Annotated in this window: 18 protein-coding genes and 1 pseudogene; 4 read left to right on the forward strand and 15 right to left on the reverse strand. The window is 63.0% G+C overall.

Annotation, left to right across the window (positions count from 1 at the left end; genetic code table 11):
- Positions 1–12 precede the first annotated feature (12 nt).
- The 5 genes and pseudogenes from CK227_RS02105 to CK227_RS02125 all read right to left on the reverse strand — a co-directional run bounded on the left by CK227_RS02105 (position 13) and on the right by CK227_RS02125 (position 5,385).
- Positions 13–1,292, reverse strand: a pseudogene (locus CK227_RS02105) (hypothetical protein).
- A 110-nt stretch (positions 1,293–1,402) separates the two neighbouring features.
- Positions 1,403–2,134: a histidine utilization repressor gene (hutC, locus tag CK227_RS02110; RefSeq protein WP_019856675.1), complete on the reverse strand. Its 732-nt coding sequence runs from the start codon at positions 2,132–2,134 to the stop codon at positions 1,403–1,405.
- A 31-nt stretch (positions 2,135–2,165) separates the two neighbouring features.
- Positions 2,166–3,191 (reverse strand): zinc-binding dehydrogenase, encoded by a 1,026-nt coding sequence (locus CK227_RS02115; protein ID WP_095771293.1) that lies wholly within the window; start codon positions 3,189–3,191, stop codon positions 2,166–2,168.
- Between the two features lie 15 nt (positions 3,192–3,206).
- Entirely contained in the window at positions 3,207–4,529 is a 1,323-nt protein-coding gene (gene hisD, locus CK227_RS02120; protein ID WP_095771294.1) for a histidinol dehydrogenase, read from the reverse strand.
- A gap of 82 nt (positions 4,530–4,611) precedes the next feature.
- Positions 4,612–5,385, reverse strand: coding sequence for a glucose 1-dehydrogenase (locus CK227_RS02125; RefSeq protein ID WP_095771295.1), 774 nt, complete (start codon positions 5,383–5,385; stop codon positions 4,612–4,614).
- Between the two features lie 231 nt (positions 5,386–5,616).
- On the opposite strand from CK227_RS02125, the gene CK227_RS02130 reads away from it, so the two are divergent.
- Both CK227_RS02130 and CK227_RS02135 read left to right on the forward strand, forming a co-directional pair.
- Positions 5,617–6,720: a histidinol-phosphate transaminase gene (locus tag CK227_RS02130; RefSeq protein WP_095771296.1), complete on the forward strand. Its 1,104-nt coding sequence runs from the start codon at positions 5,617–5,619 to the stop codon at positions 6,718–6,720.
- Positions 6,721–6,890: 170 nt separating this feature from the next.
- Positions 6,891–8,174, forward strand: coding sequence for an FAD-binding oxidoreductase (locus CK227_RS02135; RefSeq protein WP_095771464.1), 1,284 nt, complete (start codon positions 6,891–6,893; stop codon positions 8,172–8,174).
- Between the two features lie 120 nt (positions 8,175–8,294).
- Here CK227_RS02135 and fghA read toward each other — a convergent pair whose 3' ends face one another.
- The 9 genes from fghA to CK227_RS37130 all read right to left on the reverse strand — a co-directional run bounded on the left by fghA (position 8,295) and on the right by CK227_RS37130 (position 16,693).
- A complete protein-coding gene (fghA, locus tag CK227_RS02140) occupies positions 8,295–9,164 on the reverse strand; it encodes an S-formylglutathione hydrolase (protein WP_095771297.1) in 870 nt (289 codons plus the stop codon).
- Positions 9,165–9,271: 107 nt separating this feature from the next.
- Positions 9,272–9,403 carry a hypothetical protein gene (locus CK227_RS37775; RefSeq protein ID WP_280951006.1) on the reverse strand — a complete coding sequence of 44 codons (132 nt, stop codon included), beginning with the start codon at positions 9,401–9,403 and terminating at the stop codon, positions 9,272–9,274.
- Positions 9,404–9,415: 12 nt separating this feature from the next.
- Entirely contained in the window at positions 9,416–11,035 is a 1,620-nt protein-coding gene (locus tag CK227_RS02145; protein ID WP_095771298.1) for a GMC family oxidoreductase, read from the reverse strand.
- A gap of 223 nt (positions 11,036–11,258) precedes the next feature.
- Positions 11,259–12,338, reverse strand: a complete 1,080-nt coding sequence (ugpC, locus tag CK227_RS02150; protein ID WP_095771299.1) for a sn-glycerol-3-phosphate ABC transporter ATP-binding protein UgpC — start codon at positions 12,336–12,338, stop codon at positions 11,259–11,261.
- A gap of 10 nt (positions 12,339–12,348) precedes the next feature.
- Positions 12,349–13,194 carry a carbohydrate ABC transporter permease gene (locus tag CK227_RS02155; protein WP_095771300.1) on the reverse strand — a complete coding sequence of 282 codons (846 nt, stop codon included), beginning with the start codon at positions 13,192–13,194 and terminating at the stop codon, positions 12,349–12,351.
- Positions 13,187–14,089: a sugar ABC transporter permease gene (locus CK227_RS02160; RefSeq protein WP_245318043.1), complete on the reverse strand. Its 903-nt coding sequence runs from the start codon at positions 14,087–14,089 to the stop codon at positions 13,187–13,189. The genes CK227_RS02155 and CK227_RS02160 overlap by 8 nt, the downstream gene beginning before the upstream one ends.
- Positions 14,090–14,196: 107 nt before the next feature.
- Complete coding sequence (locus CK227_RS02165) at positions 14,197–15,435, reverse strand: sugar ABC transporter substrate-binding protein (protein WP_095771302.1); 1,239 nt, start codon at positions 15,433–15,435, stop codon at positions 14,197–14,199.
- A 126-nt stretch (positions 15,436–15,561) separates the two neighbouring features.
- Positions 15,562–16,263 carry a GntR family transcriptional regulator gene (locus CK227_RS02170; protein WP_095771303.1) on the reverse strand — a complete coding sequence of 234 codons (702 nt, stop codon included), beginning with the start codon at positions 16,261–16,263 and terminating at the stop codon, positions 15,562–15,564.
- Positions 16,226–16,693, reverse strand: coding sequence for a hypothetical protein (locus CK227_RS37130; protein WP_245318045.1), 468 nt, complete (start codon positions 16,691–16,693; stop codon positions 16,226–16,228). The genes CK227_RS02170 and CK227_RS37130 overlap by 38 nt, the downstream gene beginning before the upstream one ends.
- Between CK227_RS37130 and CK227_RS02175 the strand changes: the two genes are divergently transcribed.
- Positions 16,646–17,470: a mandelate racemase/muconate lactonizing enzyme family protein gene (locus CK227_RS02175; RefSeq protein WP_245318046.1), complete on the forward strand. Its 825-nt coding sequence runs from the start codon at positions 16,646–16,648 to the stop codon at positions 17,468–17,470. The two genes, CK227_RS37130 and CK227_RS02175, sit on opposite strands and share 48 nt — an antisense overlap.
- A gap of 173 nt (positions 17,471–17,643) precedes the next feature.
- Here the strand turns inward: CK227_RS02175 and CK227_RS02180 are convergent, their stop codons facing one another.
- Positions 17,644–18,300, reverse strand: coding sequence for a GntR family transcriptional regulator (locus CK227_RS02180; RefSeq protein ID WP_245318061.1), 657 nt, complete (start codon positions 18,298–18,300; stop codon positions 17,644–17,646).
- A 323-nt stretch (positions 18,301–18,623) separates the two neighbouring features.
- Between CK227_RS02180 and CK227_RS02185 the strand changes: the two genes are divergently transcribed.
- The gene (locus tag CK227_RS02185; RefSeq protein ID WP_095771306.1) at positions 18,624–19,751 is read left to right on the forward strand and encodes a BMP family ABC transporter substrate-binding protein; all 1,128 of its coding nucleotides are present in this window, start codon (positions 18,624–18,626) and stop codon (positions 19,749–19,751) included.
- The last annotated feature ends 13 nt before the right edge of the window (positions 19,752–19,764 follow it).

Consider the following 19,764-nt stretch of genomic DNA (forward strand, 5'->3'; position numbering starts at 1 on the left):
TTCCCCCATGGATCAGGCGCATCGGCTCGCGCTTTCAGGATCGATCAAGTCCAGGAAGTCGGTCACCCGATCGGCTCCGGCATCGGGCTCGCTGCCGACCATGACCGCGACTGAAAAGGCGATGAGGGAAGAGACCGGCGTGTGGCTGCGCGCGCCGGCGCGCAGGTTCATGACCAGGGTTGGCGACAGGAAAAGCCCTGAACGCAGGACCGCCCGCCAATCCGCCGGCAGCATGCCGCGCCGCTTGAGCTCGAGCAGCAACGGTCGCCACAAAGCAGTGGCCTTGACCTCCAGCAGGTCGCGGCGAACCGGGCTCAAATCCCAGTCCGTGTCGACATGGATGAGGTCTCCGTCCAGCCGCGCCTGAGCGCGAAAAGCGTCTGTCGCGATGGCTGGGTCGTAGAGCCAGAACGGATGGGCGAAGATGTTGTGGAAGGTTGCCTTCACCTCGGCCAGCAGCGTCGGGATATGCGAGCCGGCAAAGGCAGGATCGAAGAAGGACAGATCCGCCCTCCCCGCTTCTTCCGTGTACCAGACATTGGCATTGTGGGCGTCGCCATGCGCGACCACACCGCCGGCATCGGCCAGCCGGTCCGGCCGCAAGCGCTCCGCAGCAGCGTCGAAAAGCTCGCCGATGCTGCTGGTGTAGAGCTGGCCGTTGATGACGAATTTCAGCCGGCAGAACCGATCCCAGCCAAGTTCCATGCCAGGAAAGACAAACGGCTTGCCGACTTAGAAATCCGCCAGCCGGCCGCCCGGCGACGACCGCGTATCGGCGTCGATCAGCCGCTCGTGAAACAGCCGGTGGATCGGCTCGGCCGCGACCTCAGAGACAGTCACAGGGTGCAGCGTCTCGAGATAGACCTCGAGCAGCCTGGCGGACAGGTTGCACTCGGCGAGAACCGCCTCGGGCCGCCTGCCGGCATCGTCCTCGGCATCCAGCGCAAACAGCACATCCGAAAATCTCGGATCGGTGCGGCGGCGATAGACAAGGATCTGCTCACCCGGCTGGGCGGACATGTGGACAGGCTGGTCGACCGGCAGGCCGGCACGCGACAGGATTTCCGCCCGGTAGTATTCGCCGGTCATGGCTTCCTCGCGTTCCTCCTGGTGGAACTTGAAGAAGTAGGCCTGGCCCTCGCTGTCGAATTGAGGCTGTATTTGTCGACATTGATGCGGACGTTGCTGGGGGTCATTGCGAACAGATCGCCCAGCAAGGCCGCCAGCGCGTGTTGCGCCTCGCCGACATCGTGTTGCGCGAGCGCGCGGATCCGCGCCGTGCGGCTGTGCATCAGCGGCCGTCCCTTCCAGCCGATCCGTCCGCAAGGCGCGAAACAGCTCTTATCAGTACATGTACATACATCTGCGTCGAAGATTCCGTGATCTGCGTTGGCTTTCGGCGTCAGTTGGTCTTGGAGGGGGAATAGCGGCTGCCTAGCGAATAGCGGCTGCCGGCATAAGTCAGCTTGCTGATGGTGGCGACGATCGCGCCCGTCCATGTGCGGCGGTGCAGAAACAGGCAGCAGCTGCCGACATCGATATTGAGATGCCGCGCCGTCTCGGCGTCGGCCGGGATCGCCGAGATGATGTGCTCGACCTCGGTCACCGGGGTCTTCTGCATGAGGTAGTCGTAGGTCGCCGTCTTCGAAAAGTCCTGCTTGTCGTAGTCGGGGATCAGGCTCGGATTGACGAAGCGCTCCTCCAGTTGCACCGGCAAATCGTTCTCGAAATTGACGACGACCGAGTGATAGATCGCGACGCGCTTTGGGAACTCGAAGGACAGTGCGAGTTCCTTCGTAGGCATGATGGTTTCCAGCACGAGAACTTCCGAGCGATGCCTGTTGCCGCGCTCGACAATCTCGGCCGCGATGTTGTTGATCTCGATCAGCGTCGATTGCGGACGGGGCGGCGCGATGAAGGTGCCGACACCTTGCAGCCGGATCAGGAAGCCCGCCGCGGTCAGTTCCCGCAAGGCCCGGTGGACTGTCATGCGCGAGACACCCAGCGAAACCACCAGCTCATTCTCGGACGGCAGCTTGCGATCCTTGCCCCACCGGCCTGTACCGATGTTTGTCAAGATGTAGTCCTTCACCTTCTCGTAAAGGGGGCTCGCCGTATCGGGCAAATCGATCATTTCAAAATCCTTTCCGGCAATTTATCGGAAATCAAGCCGGCTCGACAGGTTGCCGCATGCGGATGATTGTTTTCAAGCCGTCGCTTTGCCCCGCCAACAGCCGCTCATAAGTGGCCGCAACATCGTCGAGACCGATCTCGCGATCGATCAGGGAAAGCAGCGGTTCGCTCAACTCACCCAGCATCCGCACGGCGTCGGGCAACTCGTCGGCGAAGGCATGGCACCCCAGCAGCGCGATCTCGCGTTCGACCAGAAGGTTGGGGTCGATGTCGAGACGGCCATGGAAGATGCCGACCATCGCCACAGCGCTGCCGGAATCGAGAACGCCGAGCAACTGGTTGAAAGCGGCGATGCTGCCGGTCGCCTCGACGGCCGCCAGCAGCGGAGCATTGGCGGTCGCGGCGGCAATGGCATCGCGGTCAAGGTCGACGATTGTTGCGCCGGTCACCCGCGCCACGCGGGCGCAGCGGGCCTGGTTGCGGTCGGCGACAAGCACGGTGCCGGCAAAGCTTCGAGACAGCAGCAGCGCAGCGATACCGCCGATCGGCCCGCAGCCGACGACAAGCACCGAGCCTGCCGTCTTTGGCAAACGCCGTACCGCGTGCAGCGCCACCGCGAGCGGCTCCGCCATCGCGGCGACCCGTTCGTCAAGTGCTGCATCGACAACATGCAGCAGTCGCGCGGGTAGAACAGCCTGTTCGGCGAAGCCGCCGTCGCAGACTTCGCCGACAAAGCCCAGCGAAGCGCATAGATGGCGCCTGCCGGCACGGCATTGCGCGCATTCCCCGCACCAGAAGCGGGAATCGGCAATCACCCTGTCGCCGATGGCGACCGTGTCGACGCCCTCGCCGAGCGCGGTCACCGTGCCGGTCAGCTCATGGCCGGCGGTCGAAGGCGAGCGGCTTATCCATTGGCCGGTGCGGAAATTGTGCAGGTCCGAACCGCAGATGCCGGCGGCATCGACCCTGAGCTTCACCCAGCCGGCATCCGGCAAGCCGGGTTCGGCGATGTCCTCCACCCGCAGATCGCTCGGTCCATAAAGCCGTGCCGCCTTCATCGCGATCGTCTCCGTTCAGCCGGCGAGGTAGCGGTCGCGGATCTCCGAGACCGCGTTTTCGTGCGAGCTGAAGCCCTCGTAGCGGGCGAGCCTGCGGGCATGCTTCGCCAATTCCGGATAGGCGGCCGAGGTGACGTAGCCGACAGACGAGCGCTTGACGAAATCAGTCACCGAAAGCGGCCCGTAGGTGCGCGCCCAGCGGCTGGTCGGCAGCACGGCATTAGGCCCAAGGACGAAGTTGGCAAGGGTCACCGGCGTATGCGGGCCCATGAGGATCTCGGCCGCCTCGGTGATATGCCCGAGATGCGCGAACGGCTCGTTCGACAGGATTTCCAGATGTTCGGGCGCATAGTCGTTGATGAAGCGGTAGCTGTCTTCCAGCGACGCGGTCAGCACGACGCCGCCGCGCGTGCCCGTCAGCACGGCGCGCGAGAACTCCACGCGCTGTTCGGTCATCCGCGACCAGTGTTGCGGGAGTGCGGCGAGCGCTGCCTCGGCGACCTTGCGGCTGTGCGTCACCAGATAGGCCGAAGAATCCGGTCCGTGCTCGGCCTCGATCAGCAGATCGAGCGCGGCAAGGCCGCCGTCGACGCTGTCATCGGCAAAGATGATGGCTTCCGACGGGCCGGCCGGAAGCCCTGTGTTAATGACCGAGGACAGGATGCTCTTCGCCGCCACCACCCATGGGCTGCCGGGGCCGACGATCTTGAGCGCGGGCTTCACCGTCTCGGTGCCGTAGGCGACGGCGGCGACGGCATGGGCGCCGCCGCATTTGTAGACGGTGTGCACGCCGGCGAGGCGAGCCGCGACCAGGGTCGCCGCATCCACCGAACCATCCGATGTCGGTGGCGTCACGATGGCGATCTGCGGCACGCCGGCAATGACCGCCGGAACCGATGTCATCATCGTCACCGACGGAAAGGCGCCCTTGCCGCGCGGCACGTAGAGCGCGACGGAGGCGATCGGCGTATAGCGGTCGCCGGCATAGGCGCCCGGCCGGACTTCCTTGAGCCACATCGTTTCCGGCTTCTGCTCCTCATGGAAACGCCTGATGTTGTCGATGCCGAAGGCGATGCTCTCCACGACATCCTTTTCGACCTTGTCGAAGGCCGCGTCGAACTCGGCTTCCGACACCTGCAGTCCGCCTTCGGCGACATTGGCCTTGTCGAGCTCCCTGGCGAACCGGATGAGGGCGGCGTCGCCCTCGTCCTTGACGGCCTGGATGATCGGGCGGACTTTTTCGACGAAGACCGACAGATCGGCCTCGGCGCGCTTCAACAGGCTGGCCCGCTGGGTGGCGTCGAGCGATGACAGATCGTGGAAGCTGATGTCGGACATGGATATTCCTCTTTGTTGGAAGGCAACGCGCCGGCCGGTTACGTTGCGCAAGACGTTGATTTCGAACTTTTAGCGCGCCGCCTCAAATCGATGCCAGGAAGCCGCCATCCACCGGAATGGACTGGCCGGTTATGTAGGCCGCCGCATCCGAGGCAAGGAAGACGGCAACGCCGTGCAGGTCGCCGAGATCGCCGAAACGCTGCTGCGGGATCTTGGCGAGCATGGACTGCTGCCATGCCTCGTTGCTGTAGAACACATCGGTCATCGCCGTCCGGAAGTAACCCGGGGCGATGGCGTTGACCCGGATGCCGAGACCCGCCCACTCCGCCGCCAGCGCCCTGGTCATGCCGAGCAGGCCCGACTTCGACGAGCCGTAGGGCACCGCGGTGGGAATGCCGACTTCTGACGTCAGCGAGCAGAGATTGATGATGGCGCCGCCATGCCCGGCATCCCGCATCTGCAGTGCAGCCGCCTGGGCGCAGAAGAACGCCCCCTTGAGATTGGTGTCGACGATCCGGTCCCACAGCGCCTCGTCGACGTCGAGCGAGGGCCTGACCTCCTCCATTCCGGCATTGTTGACGAGGATGTCGAGACCGCCAAGCAGGCCCGCAGCCTCGGCGGTAGCGGTCCGGCAGCGGCCGACATCGGTGACGTCGAGAGCGACGGCATGCGCAACCCCGCCGGCCGCACGGATCGCCGCCGTGGTCCCGTCGAGGGACGCCAGGCTGCGCGCGGTGACCGCGACGTCGGCGCCGGCAGCGCTCAACGCCTCGGCGATGCTGCGGCCGATTCCGCGGCTGGCGCCGGTGACAAGCGCTTTCCTGCCGGCGAGATCGAACAGAGAAGCATTGCGCATGTGATCCTCCTTGCCGGTGTCGAGCTTCCGTTCCCATAGCGAGACTACCAGATCAAGTTACATATACAAGCATATACAAACAGTTTCGGCTACGCTACTCCTAACAAAATTCGCTGCGCTGGCGCGCCCGTCGGCGACCAGGCTCCCCTGGGGACGATGCAGCGAAACCCTGGTTTTTGAGAACCCGGTCGATGATAGGGGTCCGTCGGCCGACCGTAGAGGAGCCCGCTAATGTCGAAAGCATCAGACATGGTCCGAACCGAAGTCACGCGCTTGTCGCCTTACAATTCCGGGCTGACCGTCGCCGAGGTCATGCAACGATATGCTCCGGCCAGGATCGCCAAGCTGGGCTCGAATGAAAACCCGCTTGGTCCGAGTCCGACGCTTGCCACGATGATGCAGGCCGGCGCCGAGATGTTCCGGATCTATCCGGATCCGGCCGGGCGCGAACTGCGCCAGGCTATCGCCGCCAAATATGAGTTCGGTGCGGATCAGGTGATCCTCGGCAATGGCTCGGAGGACCTTCTCTCCGTCATCAGCCGTGCCGTGTTGCGGCCCGGCGATGCCGTCGTCACGCTCTATCCATCGTTCCCGCTGCACGAGGACTACGCGACACTGATGGGCGCGAGCGTCAAACGAGTGACCGTCAACGACGACCTCACCATCAATGTCGATGCCCTGATCGAGGCGGTGCGCGAGCGGCCCCGCATGCTGCTGTTCTCCAACCCGATGAACCCGGTCGGCAGCTGGCTGTCCGCCGGCGAGCTGTCGAAGGTTCTGGATGCGGCCGGCGACGAGACGCTGATCGTCGTCGACGAAGCCTATGCCGAATATGCGGAAGGCGACGACTATGCCTCGTCGCTACCTTACCTCTGCAAATGTGACCGGCCCTGGATCGTGCTGCGGACATTTTCCAAGGCGTTCGGGCTCGCCGGATTGCGGATCGGCTTCGGTATCGTCGGCGACCCGGAATTGCGCGCCCTGCTCGACAGGGTGCGCACACCATTCAACGCCAATGGCATGGCTCAGGCCGCCGCGCTGGCGGCGCTGGCGGACGAGAAACACCTTGCAAGGGTCGTCGCGCTGGCCAAGGCGGAAAGAACGCGGGTCGAGAGCTTCCTCAGGAACATGGGCCTCGACGTCGCCCCTTCCCGCGGCAATTTCCTGTTCTTCAACTGCCGGCAAAATGCCGCCGCCTTCGCCGAGGGCCTGCTGCGCGAAGGCGTCATTGTCAAACCGTGGAAGCAGCAAGATTTCGACAGTTATGTGCGTGTCAGCATCGGCTCGCCAGCGGAGAACGACCACTTCATGGCGGCGCTGTCGCGGCTGTTGTGATTTCCCGAAGGCCATGCTGAATTGTCTGGCGCGCACCGGGCACGATATTTGGACGGTCTGCCGTTCCCCATATGGAGTTTTTCGCAGGTGGCGCATCCCCTTTCGCCCAACGGCTTCCGTCCAGCCTCTCGGGCCTGTGTTCCTCCCCGGTCGCCTTGACGATGCCCAGCATGCTAGAGAGCAACGCACCGAAGAGCCTCTACCGCGAAACGGCCGGCGGCACCGCCGACTACCCCGCCCTTGCCGGCGTGCAGCGGGCAAGGGTCGCCATTGTCGGCGGCGGCTTCACCGGCCTTTCCACCGCCTTGCACCTGGCGGAAGCCGGCGACGACGTTGCCGTGCTGGAAGCGCACCAGCCGGGCTGGGGCGCTTCGGGCAGGAATGGCGGCCAGGTCAATCCCGGCCTCAAATACGATCCCGACACGATCGAGGCGATGTTCGGCCCTGAGCTTGGGCCGCGGATGATCGATTTCTCCTACGGTGCGCCGGATTTCACCTTCGGCCTCATCAAGCGCCTGTCGATCGCCTGCGAGGCCCGGCAGAACGGGACCATCCGCGCGGCGATCCGGCCGAAGCCGGAAGCCGCGGTGCGGACCACGGCCGCGCAATGCGAGCGGCGGGGCATGCCGGTCAGCATGCTGGATGCACAGGCGATGGCGACACGAACCGGAACCGACAGATACATAGCCGGCATGTTCGACGCGCGCGGCGGCGACCTCCATCCCCTGAAATACACGATCGGCCTGGCAGCCGCCGCGCGGAACGCCGGCGCGCGGATTTTCGGTGGCAGCGAAGTGCTTTCGCTGAAGAGGGAGGCTGGACGATGGGTCCTCAAAACCGCCAACGGCTCGGTCAGCGCACAGAAGGTGCTTGTAGCAACCAACGGCTATACCGGAGCCCTGTGGGCGGGCCTGGAGCAGTCGCTTGTTCCGGTGTTCAGCGCGATCGCGGCGACCGAACCGCTTGCGCCGGCAGCAGCGGCCGCAATTCTCCCTGAAAGGCCGGTCGTCTACGAAGCCGGCAATATCACCGTATACTACCGCATCGACGCGCAGAACCGCCTTCTCATGGGCGGCCGGGGACCGATGAAGCCGATCGGCGATCCCTCCGCCATTCGCTACCTCACCGACTATGCGCTGCGGCTGTGGCCGGCGCTTGCCGGAACGCGCTGGACACATGGCTGGAATGGCCGGGTGGCGATCACCAAGGACCATCTTGTGCACATTCACGAGCCGCAGGACGGCGTGCTGATCTGCGTTGGCTACAACGGCCGTGGCGTCGCCATGGCCTCGGCGATGGGCGCTGCCCTGGCGCAGCGGCTGCGCGGCAGCGACACGTCGCCGTTTCCCATGCCGACATCGACGCTCAAGCCAATCCGGTTCCACCGCCTCTGGCCGCTCGGGGTGAAGGCCGCGATCCTGTCCGGGCGGCTGAAGGACCGGTTCGGCCTCTGACACGAAGCGTTCGACCGACCTGACAATGCGCGCATCGCGCACGAAGTCGACGCGGACCGCTTCATCAAGCTGATGTTCGACCTGCTGCGGGATTAGCCCGCTCGGGTATATTCCCTTGCTTCAGCGTTGCCCGGTGCCAGGAACCGGGTCAGACAATCTGTCGGCGTGCCATCTCAGATGGTCGTCCATGAATGTCGAAATGAAGAAATACGAATGGTCGTAGCCGTCCTGCATGCGCAAGGTCAGCGCAATGCCCGCCTTGGCGCAGGCAGCTTCCAGCAGCCAGGGCCTCAGCCCGTCCTTGAGAAAGCCGTCAGACGTTCCCTGATCGACGAAAAGCTCGGGGAAACGGTGGCCATCCTCAATGAGCAAGGTGGCATCATAGCCCCGCCATGACGCCTCGTCGGCACCGAGATATTTTTCGAGAGCGGGCCGCGACCAGCCGGCGGTGCTTGGCTGCACGATCGGCGCGAAGGCCGAACAGCTTTTGAAGCGCCCGGGATTCTTGAGCGCGATCGTCAGCGCCCCATGCCCGCCCATCGAGTGGCCGAAGATCGCCTGGCGCGTCATATCGGCCGGAAATTCCCGGGCGATCAACGCCGGCAATTCCTCGCTGACATAGGAATACATGCGGTAGTTCGTGGCGTAAGGCGCTTGCGTCGCATCGAGGTAGAAGCCGGCGCCACTGCCGAACTGCCAATTGTCCTTCTCGTCGGGAATATCTCCGCGCGGGCTGGTGTCGGGACAGACGACGATCAGGCCAAGCTCCGCAGCCATGCGCCGGTACTCACCCTTGTCCATGACATTGGCATGGGTGCAGGTGAGGCCGGAGAGGTACCACACGACCGGGCAAGGTTTTTCACGGGCCTGCGGCGGCACGAAGACGGCGAAAATCATGTCGCAAGAGCAGGCATACGAAGCATGGGAATAGACGCCCTGCACGCCGCCATGCGACTTGGCCGAGGAGAGGGTCTTCATCCGGTCCGACATCTTGTTTCTTCTCCGCCAACGTCCGTCACGGCCGCCTGTCTACGGCATGGGGCGGGACCGCGGCAACCCTGATGGATTGGACCCATGGTCGCGAGGGCAGCTCGGGCCTATTCCGCCGCCAGGGCCGCCACTTCCCGCCGGAACGGCAGCGCATCACCGATATCGTGTGCGTCCTGTTCGCGCGCGAAACGGTGGCCGGCATAGGTCGCGACGGCTTCGGCATCCGCAGGATGCCGCACATCGCCACGGCACTATCGGCGTGGATCCTGCAAGATCATCTCCGCTGCCTTCTCCGCGATCATGACGACCGGAGAGTTGGTGTTGCCCGAGACGATTGTCGGCATGATCGAGGCATCGACCACGCGCAGTCCGGCAAGCCCGTGAACGCGTAGCCGGTCGTCGACCACCGCCATCGAGTCCGAACCCATCTTGCAGGTGCCGACGGGGTGGAAGATCGTCGTACCGATATCGCCGGCCTTGCGGATGAGGTCTTCGTCGCTGTCATATTGCGTGCCGGGCAGCATCTCTTCGGGCGCAAAGCGTGCCACGGCCCGTGCCTTCATCAGGCTGCGCACATGGCGCAGCGATGCGACCGCGACGCTGCGGTCTCCCGCGGTGGAGAGATAGTTCGGCCGGATCTTCGTCGCCTCGCGCGGATCGGACGATGCCATATGCACGGTGCCACGGCTTTCCGGACGCAGATTGCAGACCGACACGGTGACCGCGGGAAAGCGATGCAGCGGCTCGCCCAGGCGGTCCGTGCTCAGCGGTTGCACATGGTATTCCAGATCAGGTGTTGCGAGCCGAGGATCGCTTCTGGCGAAGATGCCGAGCTGGCTCGGCGCCATCGACAGCGGCCCGCTGCGTTTGAACGCGTATTCCACCCCCATCGCCGCGCGGCTGATCAGATTGTGATAGCGCTGGTTGAGCGTCGCGGCATTGGCGACCTTGAAAACCGTGCGTATCTGCAGATGATCCTGCAGGTTTTCGCCAACGCCCGGCAAGGCGCGTCGAACATCCACGCCAATGCTCGAAAGCAGGTCGGGTCGACCCACTCCCGACAGTTCGAGGATCTTCGGCGAGTTGATGGCACCGGCTGCAAGGATCGTCTGTCCGGCGCTGACCCTGTGCAGGCGGTCGCCCTGGCGGAAGACCAGTCCGGTGACGCGCCGGCCGTCGAATTCGAGCCGTTCGGTCTCGGCCCGCGTCACCACGCGCAGATTCTGACGCGCCGCAATGCCGCGCAAAAACGCCTTCGATGTGTTCCAGCGCACCCCTTGGCGCTGGTTGACCTCGAAATAGCCCGAGCCTTCATTGGTGCCGGTGTTGAAATCGTCGGTGCGGGGAATGCCGAGTTCCTCGGCGGCGTCCCGGAACGCGTCGAGGATCGGCCAGGACAGACGCTGCCGTTCGACCCGCCACTCGCCGCCGCTGCCATGCATGGCGCTCTTGCCGCCGTGATAGTCTTCCGACTTGCGGAAATACGGCAGCACATCGTCCCAACCCCAGCCGACATTGCCGGCCTGTCGCCAGCCCTCATAGTCGGCGGCCTGGCCGCGCATGTAGATCATGCCGTTGATCGACGAACAGCCACCAAGCACCTTGCCGCGCGGATAGTTGAGGCTGCGTCCGTTGAGACCGGCTTCCGGTTCGGTCTTCATCATCCAGTCGGTGCGCGGATTGCCCATGCAGAAGAGGTAGCCGATCGGGATATCGACCCAGTGATAGCGGTCGCTGCCGCCGGCTTCGAGCAGCAGCACCCGGTTGCGCGGATCGGCCGAGAGCCGGTTGGCGAGCACGCAGCCGGCGGAGCCGGCACCGACGATGACGTAGTCGTAATCGCCGAAAGGGGATGATGAAATTTCGCTCACGTGCGTGCCTGCCGTGCGGCGATGCGCTCCCACATCGGAATCATCGCCTGGTTGATCTCGACATACAGGCGATACCCTCCCGCGTAAGCCTCGGCAACCGCCGCCGATGTCCGCTGCAGCCGATGGCGACGATCTCGCCGGCATCGATGCCGGCTTCGGCTATGCTTCGGCCGATGACCGAAACCGCGTTGCGCTAGAAGCGCCGTGGTGTCCGTCCCCTAGTCTAGATATCGATGCGCTGCTCGCTGTTGGGGTCGAACAGGTTGACGCTGGCCGGATCGACGGCAAGGAATATCGGCTCGTTTCGCCGGCCTGCAAACCTCGGCGGCAGGCGGGCGATGGTCGACTGTTCGCCAACCTGCACCGTCACCATGGTTTCCGGCCCTGTAGGCTCCACGACATCGATCACCCCGGTGACCGAAGCTTCATCGCGCCCGGCCACCTTCAGTTCTTCAGGCCTTATGCCCAGGATCACAGGGCGCTGGGAATCAACCGGCCGCTTGCCGGCCTGCAATGCGACCGACACGCCGCTCGCCGCGAAACGCACGCCATTGGCGTCCGAAACCAGACGCCCGGGCAGGAAGTTCATCGCCGGCGATCCGATGAAACTAGCGACGAACACGTTGGCGGGCCGTTCATAGATGGTGCGAGGATCGGCAAACTGCTGGATATGGCCGCCCTTCATCACCGCCACCTTGGTGGCCAGCGTCATCGCCTCGATCTGATCGTGTGTCACATAGACGATGCTCGTGCCGAGACGCTCATGCAGGCGCTTGATCTCCGTGCGCATTTCCACACGAAGCTTTGCATCGAGATTGGAAAGCGGCTCGTCAAAAAGGAACAGCTCCGGGTCGCGCACGATCGCCCGCCCCATTGCAACGCGCTGCCGCTGTCCTCCCGAAAGATTGGCAGGGCGTCGGTCGAGCAGATGCGAAATCTGCAGCAGCCGCGCCGCGTCGTCGACGGCGCGCTTGCGCTGATCGGCGTCCACGCCACGCATTTCCAATCCGAAGCCGATATTTCTCTCCACCGACATGGTCGGGTAAAGTGCGTAGGACTGGAACACCATCGCGATATTGCGATCCTTGGGCGCGAGATCCACAACCGAGCGTCCGCCGATCAGGATGTCGCCGCCGGACGTGTCGTCGAGGCCCGCAATCATGTTGAGCAGGGTCGACTTGCCGCATCCCGACGGCCCGAGCAGAACCAGAAAGCCTCCGTCCTCGAGCTCGATATCGACCCCGTGAAGGACCTGCACGGAGCCATAGGATTTGCGCACGTCCTTGATGGAAAGTGTCGCCATGCGAATACTCCTAACCTTTGATGGCGCCCGCGGTCAGCCCCTGAACCATGGTTCGCTGGACGATGGCGAAGAGGACGATGACAGGCAGGATGCTGAGAATGCCGCCTGCCGCCAGGACACCCCATGGAAGCTGGAACTCGCCGACCATCAACTGCAGGCCCACGGGCCAGGTGCGGGATCCCTGCCCTGTCGTCAGCATCAGGGCGAACAGGAACTCGTTCCAGGCAGCGATGGCAATGAACACCGAACTTGCCACCAGGCCGTTGCGCGCCAGCGGCATGACGATACGGACCATGGCGCCAAGCCTTGTAGAGCCGTCGATGCGCGCCGCGCTCTCGAGTTCCTTGGGTGCGGAATCAAAGAAACCTTTGAGCATCCACACGAACAGCGGCAGAAGGAAACTCGTATAGGCAAGTGCAAGTCCGAAACGGCTGTCGACGAGACCGACGCCGCGCATGACGACATAAAGGGGAATGATCATCATCACCGCGGGGAACATGCGCACGACGAGATAACCGAGCATGAGCTGCGTTCGGCCGCGAAACGCGAAGCGTGAAAATGCATAGGCGGCAAGCGTACCCGTGGCGACGCAGATCGTCACCGTCAGGAAGGTAACGACCAGGCTGTTGGCTATCAGTCGCGGGAAGCTGGACTGCGTCCAGATCGCTACGTAATTGTCGAAGGTGACGCGCCTCGGTATGTACTGCATGGTCTGGGTGACGATGTCGGCCTCATATTTGAGCGATGTCAGGAACATCCAGATCATCGGACCGATGCAGAACATCGACAGGGTCGCGAGGACGAAGTAGGTGGCGATGTTGGCGATCAACCGCCGGCGGCGCTTGCTTTCAATCATCGCCCTCTCCCTTGGTGATCCTGGACAGGCGGATATATGCCGCCGCGAAGATCATCAGGATCACGAACATCACCACCGACAGGGCGGACGCGTAGCCGAAATTGAATTCCTTGTAGGCGGTCTGGAAGGCGTATAGCGACAGGACCTGCGTGGCGTCTCCCGGTCCGCCACCGGTGAGAATGAGGAGCAGATCGGGCGAATTGACCAGCCCGATGACGCGCAGGATCACCGCCGCCGCAATCACGGTCCTGAGCATGGGCAAGGTGATCAGCCTGAGTTGCGCGGCGACGCCCGCGCCATCCACCGCGGCTGCCTTGTAGAGGTCTTCGGGAATGCTCTTCAGGCCCGCGAGCAACAGCAGCGCGAAGAATGGAAATCCGTGCCACGCCTCGACAAGGACAGTCGCCGCAAGCGCGGTATTGGGATCCGCGAACCATGCCTTGTAGGTCTGCAGGACGCCCGCGCGAACAAGAAGATCGTTGATGACCCCAAGCCTCGGATCGAGCAGCAGGGCCCACATATGACCCGCCACGACGTTGGGCAGGAAATAGGGAAGCAGGATCAGCACGGCAAAGATCTTCGTGCCCGGCAGATCCCTGTTGAGGGCTGTCGCGGCGAGAAGGCCGAGCGCCAGTTCCAGCACGACGGCCGCGGTGACCCACACGACCGTATTCTTCAGGGCGATCCAGAAGACAGGATCGGACCACATTCCCGCATAATGTTTGAAGCCGACCCAGCCACCAAGCCCGGGACGCGTCAGACGCATCTCGCGAATACTGATGGCCATGCCGTAGAGCGTCGGATAGGCGATCACCAGGAGGATCATGACGAGGCTGGGAAGGAGCAGCAAATACATCCAGTACCGGGTCTCGGACAGTTCGCCGACAGCCCGCAAGGGCCGATATCCGCTCGAGCTTGATGTCATGGATGCGCGATGCGAAAGCATCGTCCCGTTGCGTTCAGAGCATGGCCGCACGCCGGAGCAGGCCGTGCAGGGATGTATCAGCGAAGGGCAGCTTCGAGGCCTTGGATCATACGGTCCACAGCCTGTTCCGGTGTCGACTGACCCGTGAGCACCGCTTGGAAAGCCGGGTTGACGACATTTTCGGACCAACCCGCCGCGCCCACGAAATTGTTCGGCAGACGTCCGAACTCCAGCGTTTCGACCGCCGCGTGATAGATTGGATTGCCGGTGATCCGCGGATCTTGCAGGGCAGCGGCCGAGGCCGGGAAATAGCCTGTGCCTTCGAGCAAGGTCAGGGCAGCATCGGTCTGGCCCCAGAAACTCACCCAGCGCCAGGCGGCCTCTATATTGTCTTCCTTCATGATGCCATTGCCGGCGTAGGCAACGCGAGCGACATGCGCCTTCGGACCGGCCGGCATGGGTGCCGTCGAGAATTGTTTGCCCTGCTTCATCGCGGCCGAGATTTCATTCAGCGAACCGGTGTGGTGCCACACCATTGCCGTCTGCCCGGTGCGGAAGCCCTCCATGATCTGGCGGTAGCTGTCGTTGGGCGCGCTCGGCGGCACGACCTTTTCCTTCAGGAAGAGATCGGAATAGAACGTTATTGCCTCGATCGCCGCGGCCCTGTCGATGGCTGGCTGCCCATCCTTGACGATCGGCGAGCCGAACGCCTCCATGACATCGATAACATATTTGAAACCGCCGGCGCCGGCGCGCATGCCGAAGGCATACCTACCCTTCGACGGGTCGGTCAGCTTGCGGCAAGCGCTCAGGAATTCGTCGAAATTCCGAGGCGGACCCGCCAGCCCGGCTTCCTCGAAATAGTCGGCGCGGTAGTACATCCAGTCGACGAAGGCGAAGGCGGGAACCGCATAGATGGCGCCATTGCTGGAGAGCCCGGTCCAGCGATCTTCGGGGAAATTGGCCTTGCCCTTCCACCCGTTCACCCGCTCGGTAAGATCGATCAACCCGTCCATCGCGGTAAGATCGGCGAAACGCTCGGCGATCACCATGGCAGTATCCGGACGGCCACCGGCCAACACAGCCGAAGAGACCTTCGCCATATATTCGGAATTCGGGATATTCTCCTGCGTCACCGCCACATCGGCATTCGCCGCCTGAAACAATGCGATAATCTTCAGCAGGCTGGCCATTTCCGACTGGCTGGTGAAATGGTGCCAGTAACTGATGGCACTCGCGGCACGGGCGCCGCCGATATGCCCTGCCATCGCCAGGGCCGCCGAACCCATGAGAAACTGCCTCTTGTTCAACTGCATGCGATCTCCTCCAAGATATCAGATAATCAATCTGATCGATCAGTTGAAGGTTGGGTAGCATCCTTTGCCACACCATGCAACCGCCCGGCGCGCAACTGGACTAAGTGACGGATCACCGTTGACCTGTCAGACGAGACCCAGGCTTCGCTGCATCGCCGCCTGGAAATGCGCCTGCAGTTTTGCCTCGGCGGCGTCGGCATTCCTTGTGCCGCAAGCTTCGAGGATGTCGAGGTGCTCCTTGAGCGTCCGGACCATGATGGGTGTCGTGATCTTCCTGTCGAGCCGCAGCAGACGCAGATAATTGTGCATGCGCCGGTAGGTGCTGTCGATCAGGGGATTGCGCAGTGCGGCGATGACCGCGCCGTGCAACTCTCCCTCCAGCGCATCCATCTCCTCCAGTTGCTCCTGTCCGAGGCCATCGCGCTCGATGCGCCGAAGCAGCCTGGAATGCCGGATTTCCAAGGCATTCATGACGGCTTCATCGCCCTGTTCGGCAAAGACGCGAACCGCCGCGCGCTCAATGATGGAGCGGAATTGGTAGGTGGCGCGCGTAAGCTCCAGTCCGGGCCTGATGAACTGGATGCCGGAGCGCGGATGGATGGTCAGGATCCCTTCCGCTTCAAGAACACGCAGGGCGTCGCGAAGCGGAGCAACGGGCACGTCGACGATCGCGGACAACTCGTTTTGCGAAATGAATGCCCCGGCCGGGACGCGCCGGTCGAACAAGCCCTCCAGGATTCGCTCATAGGCGACATCGCTCATGCGGGCGGCCGCCACGAGGGGAGAAGAGTCAGTTTTTGCCTTGCCCGCCACTTGCGGCACCTCCATTGGTCCGGTAGTAAGATGCCATCTGATAGATCAGTTTGATATAGTAACCGATCAGAAAGCCCCTGTGATGAGCCTTTCGCATTTTCGTATAACCCGATTTCAGTTCGCCCGCGACCGGGTAATCGGGGACAGCCAGGTTCGGTCGGACGATGTCAACGTCGCCGCGCTGGAACTCGTTTCCGAAAGTGGCGAGGTGGGGCTGGGATTCATCCAGACGCTCTTCAATCCACTGCCTGATCAGCAGGAGATCGAGAGCGTTTTCGAACATGAGGTTTGGCCGAGCCTGAAGGGCAACAGGGCGATCGCCCTGGTCCACCGTGTGCACCGCCCGCGCGGCGGCAATCAGCGGGCTTACTCCCTGCCCTTTCACGAAGCGGTTCAGGTGGCGCTCTGGGATCTTGCGGCCAAGGAAGCTGGCCTGCCCCTTCATGTCTTGCTCGGCAGTCGCCGCAACCGGGTGAAGGCCTATGCCAGCGGCCTCGATTTTCACCTCGACGACGAAGCCTTCGTCTCGCTGTTCTCCCACGCGGTGTCGATTGGCTACTCGGCTTTCAAGATCAAGGTCGGCCACCGGGATTTCGACCGCGATCTGCGGCGTCTGGAACTGTTGAAGACCTGTGTTCCGGCCGGGTCCAAAATCATGATCGATCCGAACGAGGCCTGGAGCTCGAAGGAGGCGCTCACGAAATTGGTGGCGATCCGCGAGGCCGGCCACGAACTTCTGTGGGTCGAGGATCCGATCCTGCGTCACGACCATGAAGGGTTGCGAACACTCAGGCATGCCGTCACATGGACCCAGATCAACAGCGGCGAGTATCTGGATCTACAGGGCAAGCGGCTGCTCCTGGAAGCCCATGCGGCCGATATCTTGAATGTCCATGGTCAGGTGACGGACGTCATGCGCATCGGCTGGCTGGCCGCCGAACTCGGGATACCGATCAGCATCGGCAACACGTTCCTGGAGGTCGGCGTGCATATGGCGGCCGCGCTTCCCGAGGTCGAATGGCTGGAATATTCATTTCAGAACTTCGATCATCTGGTGCAACAGCCTATCGAGATCCGGGACGGCTACGCCTATGCGCCCAATCGGCCAGGCCATGGATTGGTCCTATCGGAAAAGGCGCGCGGCGAATGGATCAGGCCAAGGCGCCTGGCACGGTCGGAACTCGGCGCCGCGCCGGATAATCCACGCCTTCCCGTGAAGTAGTAGAGAAGCTGAAGCCCAGACCAGGGCCGAGGCGGTCGGCCCACCAGAAATCTTCCCGTATCGCTCCATATGGTTCCGCGACAGCCAAAGGATCAAACTTAGCGGCCCTATGCCTTCTTCGTGCCAAATCCGTGTCTTCGGCGCTATGTGCCGCTGCTGCAACAGGTGGTTTCTCAGTCGGCGGTGACTGGCGTCGTGCTTGCGGCTTTCGGCTGGTCACCGACGGCAAAGACGGCGCTCGCCTCGCTGACGATGGAAACGTGGTCCCGCGCCGCTTTACCGGCGGCGGCGCCGTCGCCACGCAGGATCGCGGTGACGATTAGGTCGTGTTCCTGCCAGGATTTGGCCAGCCGTCCGGGCAGCATGAACTGCGCGCGGCGGAAGGGTGCCAACCGGCTGCGGGTCATCACGGTGAGATCGTGGATATGCGTATTGTGGGCGCCACGATAAAGCCGGCTATGGAACTCGGTGTTGAAATACTCATAGTCCTCCTCCGCGCCCAGTTGCACCATCCGCGCCGAACCCTGGTGCTCGATCTCGAGCCCGCGACGTTCGCTGCTGGTCATGCGCTCGGCCGAGAAGCGCGCGCAGATCGCTTCCAGTTCGGCCATGCTCTCGAACATCGAGGCGAGATGCTCCTGCGTCACGACGGCAACGATAGCGCCCCTGTTGGGCCGCCTCTCGACCAGGCCCATGGCGCTGAGCTGGCCGAGCGCCTCCCTGACCGGGGTGCGTGATACGTCGAAGCGGGCGGCGAGCGAGGTCTCGTCCAGTTTTTCGCCGGGGCGCAGGTAGCCGGTGACGATCCGGTCGCCGATCGCCCGAACCATCTGATCCACGGTCGTGCCCGACCTGATCAAGCTGCGCTTCCCCGACAAGTTTCCTCCGTCGCGTCTTCTCGTGGAGTCCGCCGACTCGTTGGCCTTTCAACTCGGATATGCCCTCTATGCCTCTATTTTAATCTGCCTGTCAAATTGGCTACTTTGAAGGCAAAAAGTGCATGCAATTGCCTCAAGCATGAGCACAAGCCTTCGATGTGATAATTGATTTTATTGAATAAATTTCAATTCACAAACTGGCACAGTGATTGCATGCACTTTCTTGACGGCATGTTAACCGACCCGGAAAAGGGTCCTAAAGGGGAGCATTCACTATGACCGACAGATTCATGCTTAACCGCCGCCAACTGCTCAAGATCTCCGCCGCGGGAGCCGCACTCGGCCTGGCCTCGGCATCCTTTCCGATCAGCCGTGCCTTCGCCGCTGCCGCCACCGTCGGCTTCATCTATGTCGGACCGAGGGACGACTATGGCTACAACCAGGCGCATGCCGAGGGCGCGGCGGCGCTGAAGGGCATCGAGGGCATCACCGTCGTCGAGGAGGAGAACGTGCCGGAAACGGTCGATGTCCAGAAGACGATGGAATCGATGATCAATCTCGACGGCGCCTCGCTGATCTTCCCGACCTCCTTCGGCTATTTCGATCCGCACATGCTGGCGATGTGCGCGAAATTCCCCGACGTGCAGTTCCGCCATTGCGGCGGCATGTGGGACAAGGCCAAGCACCCGATGAATGCCGGCTCATATTTCGGCTATATCGGCATGGGCCAGTATCTCAACGGCGTCGTCGCCGGCCACACCTCGAAGAGCAAGAAGCTCGGTTTCGTCGCCGCCAAGCCCATTCCGCAGGTGCTGCTCAACATCAACTCCTTCCTGCTCGGCGCGCGCTCGGTCGACCCGACGATCACCTGCCAGGTCATCTTCACCGGCGAGTGGTCACTGGCGGTCAAGGAGGCGGAAGCCACCAACGCGCTGGTCGATCAGGGCGCCGACGTCATCACCTGCCATGTCGACAGCCCGAAAGTGGTGGTCGAGACGGCGGCCGGGCGCGGCGCCTTCGTCTGCGGCTACCACGCCAACCAGAGCCCGCTGGCGCCGGAGAAATACCTCACCGGCGCGGAATGGAACTGGGCCAAGGTCTACAAGATGTTCGTCGACGACCTGACTGCTGGCATGCCGCTGCCCAATTTCACCCGCGGCGGACTGGCCGACGGCTTCGTCAAGATGAGCCCACTCGGTCCCGCCGTCGGCGAGGCGGCTCGCAAGCAGTTCGACGCCACCCTGGCCGAAATGATGAAGGGCGGCTTCTCCGTTATCAAGGGCCCGCTGAACAGCAACAAGGGCGCCGTGGTGGCGACGGCAGGCCAGGCCTTCGCCGAGACCGCCATTGAGCTCGAAAGCATGGACTATCTGGTCGAGGGCGTCGTCGGCTCGACCGCCTGAAGCCGAGCGCGGA

Source organism: Mesorhizobium sp. WSM4308 (genome assembly GCF_002294905.1).
Classification (GTDB): Bacteria; Pseudomonadota; Alphaproteobacteria; order Rhizobiales; family Rhizobiaceae; genus Mesorhizobium.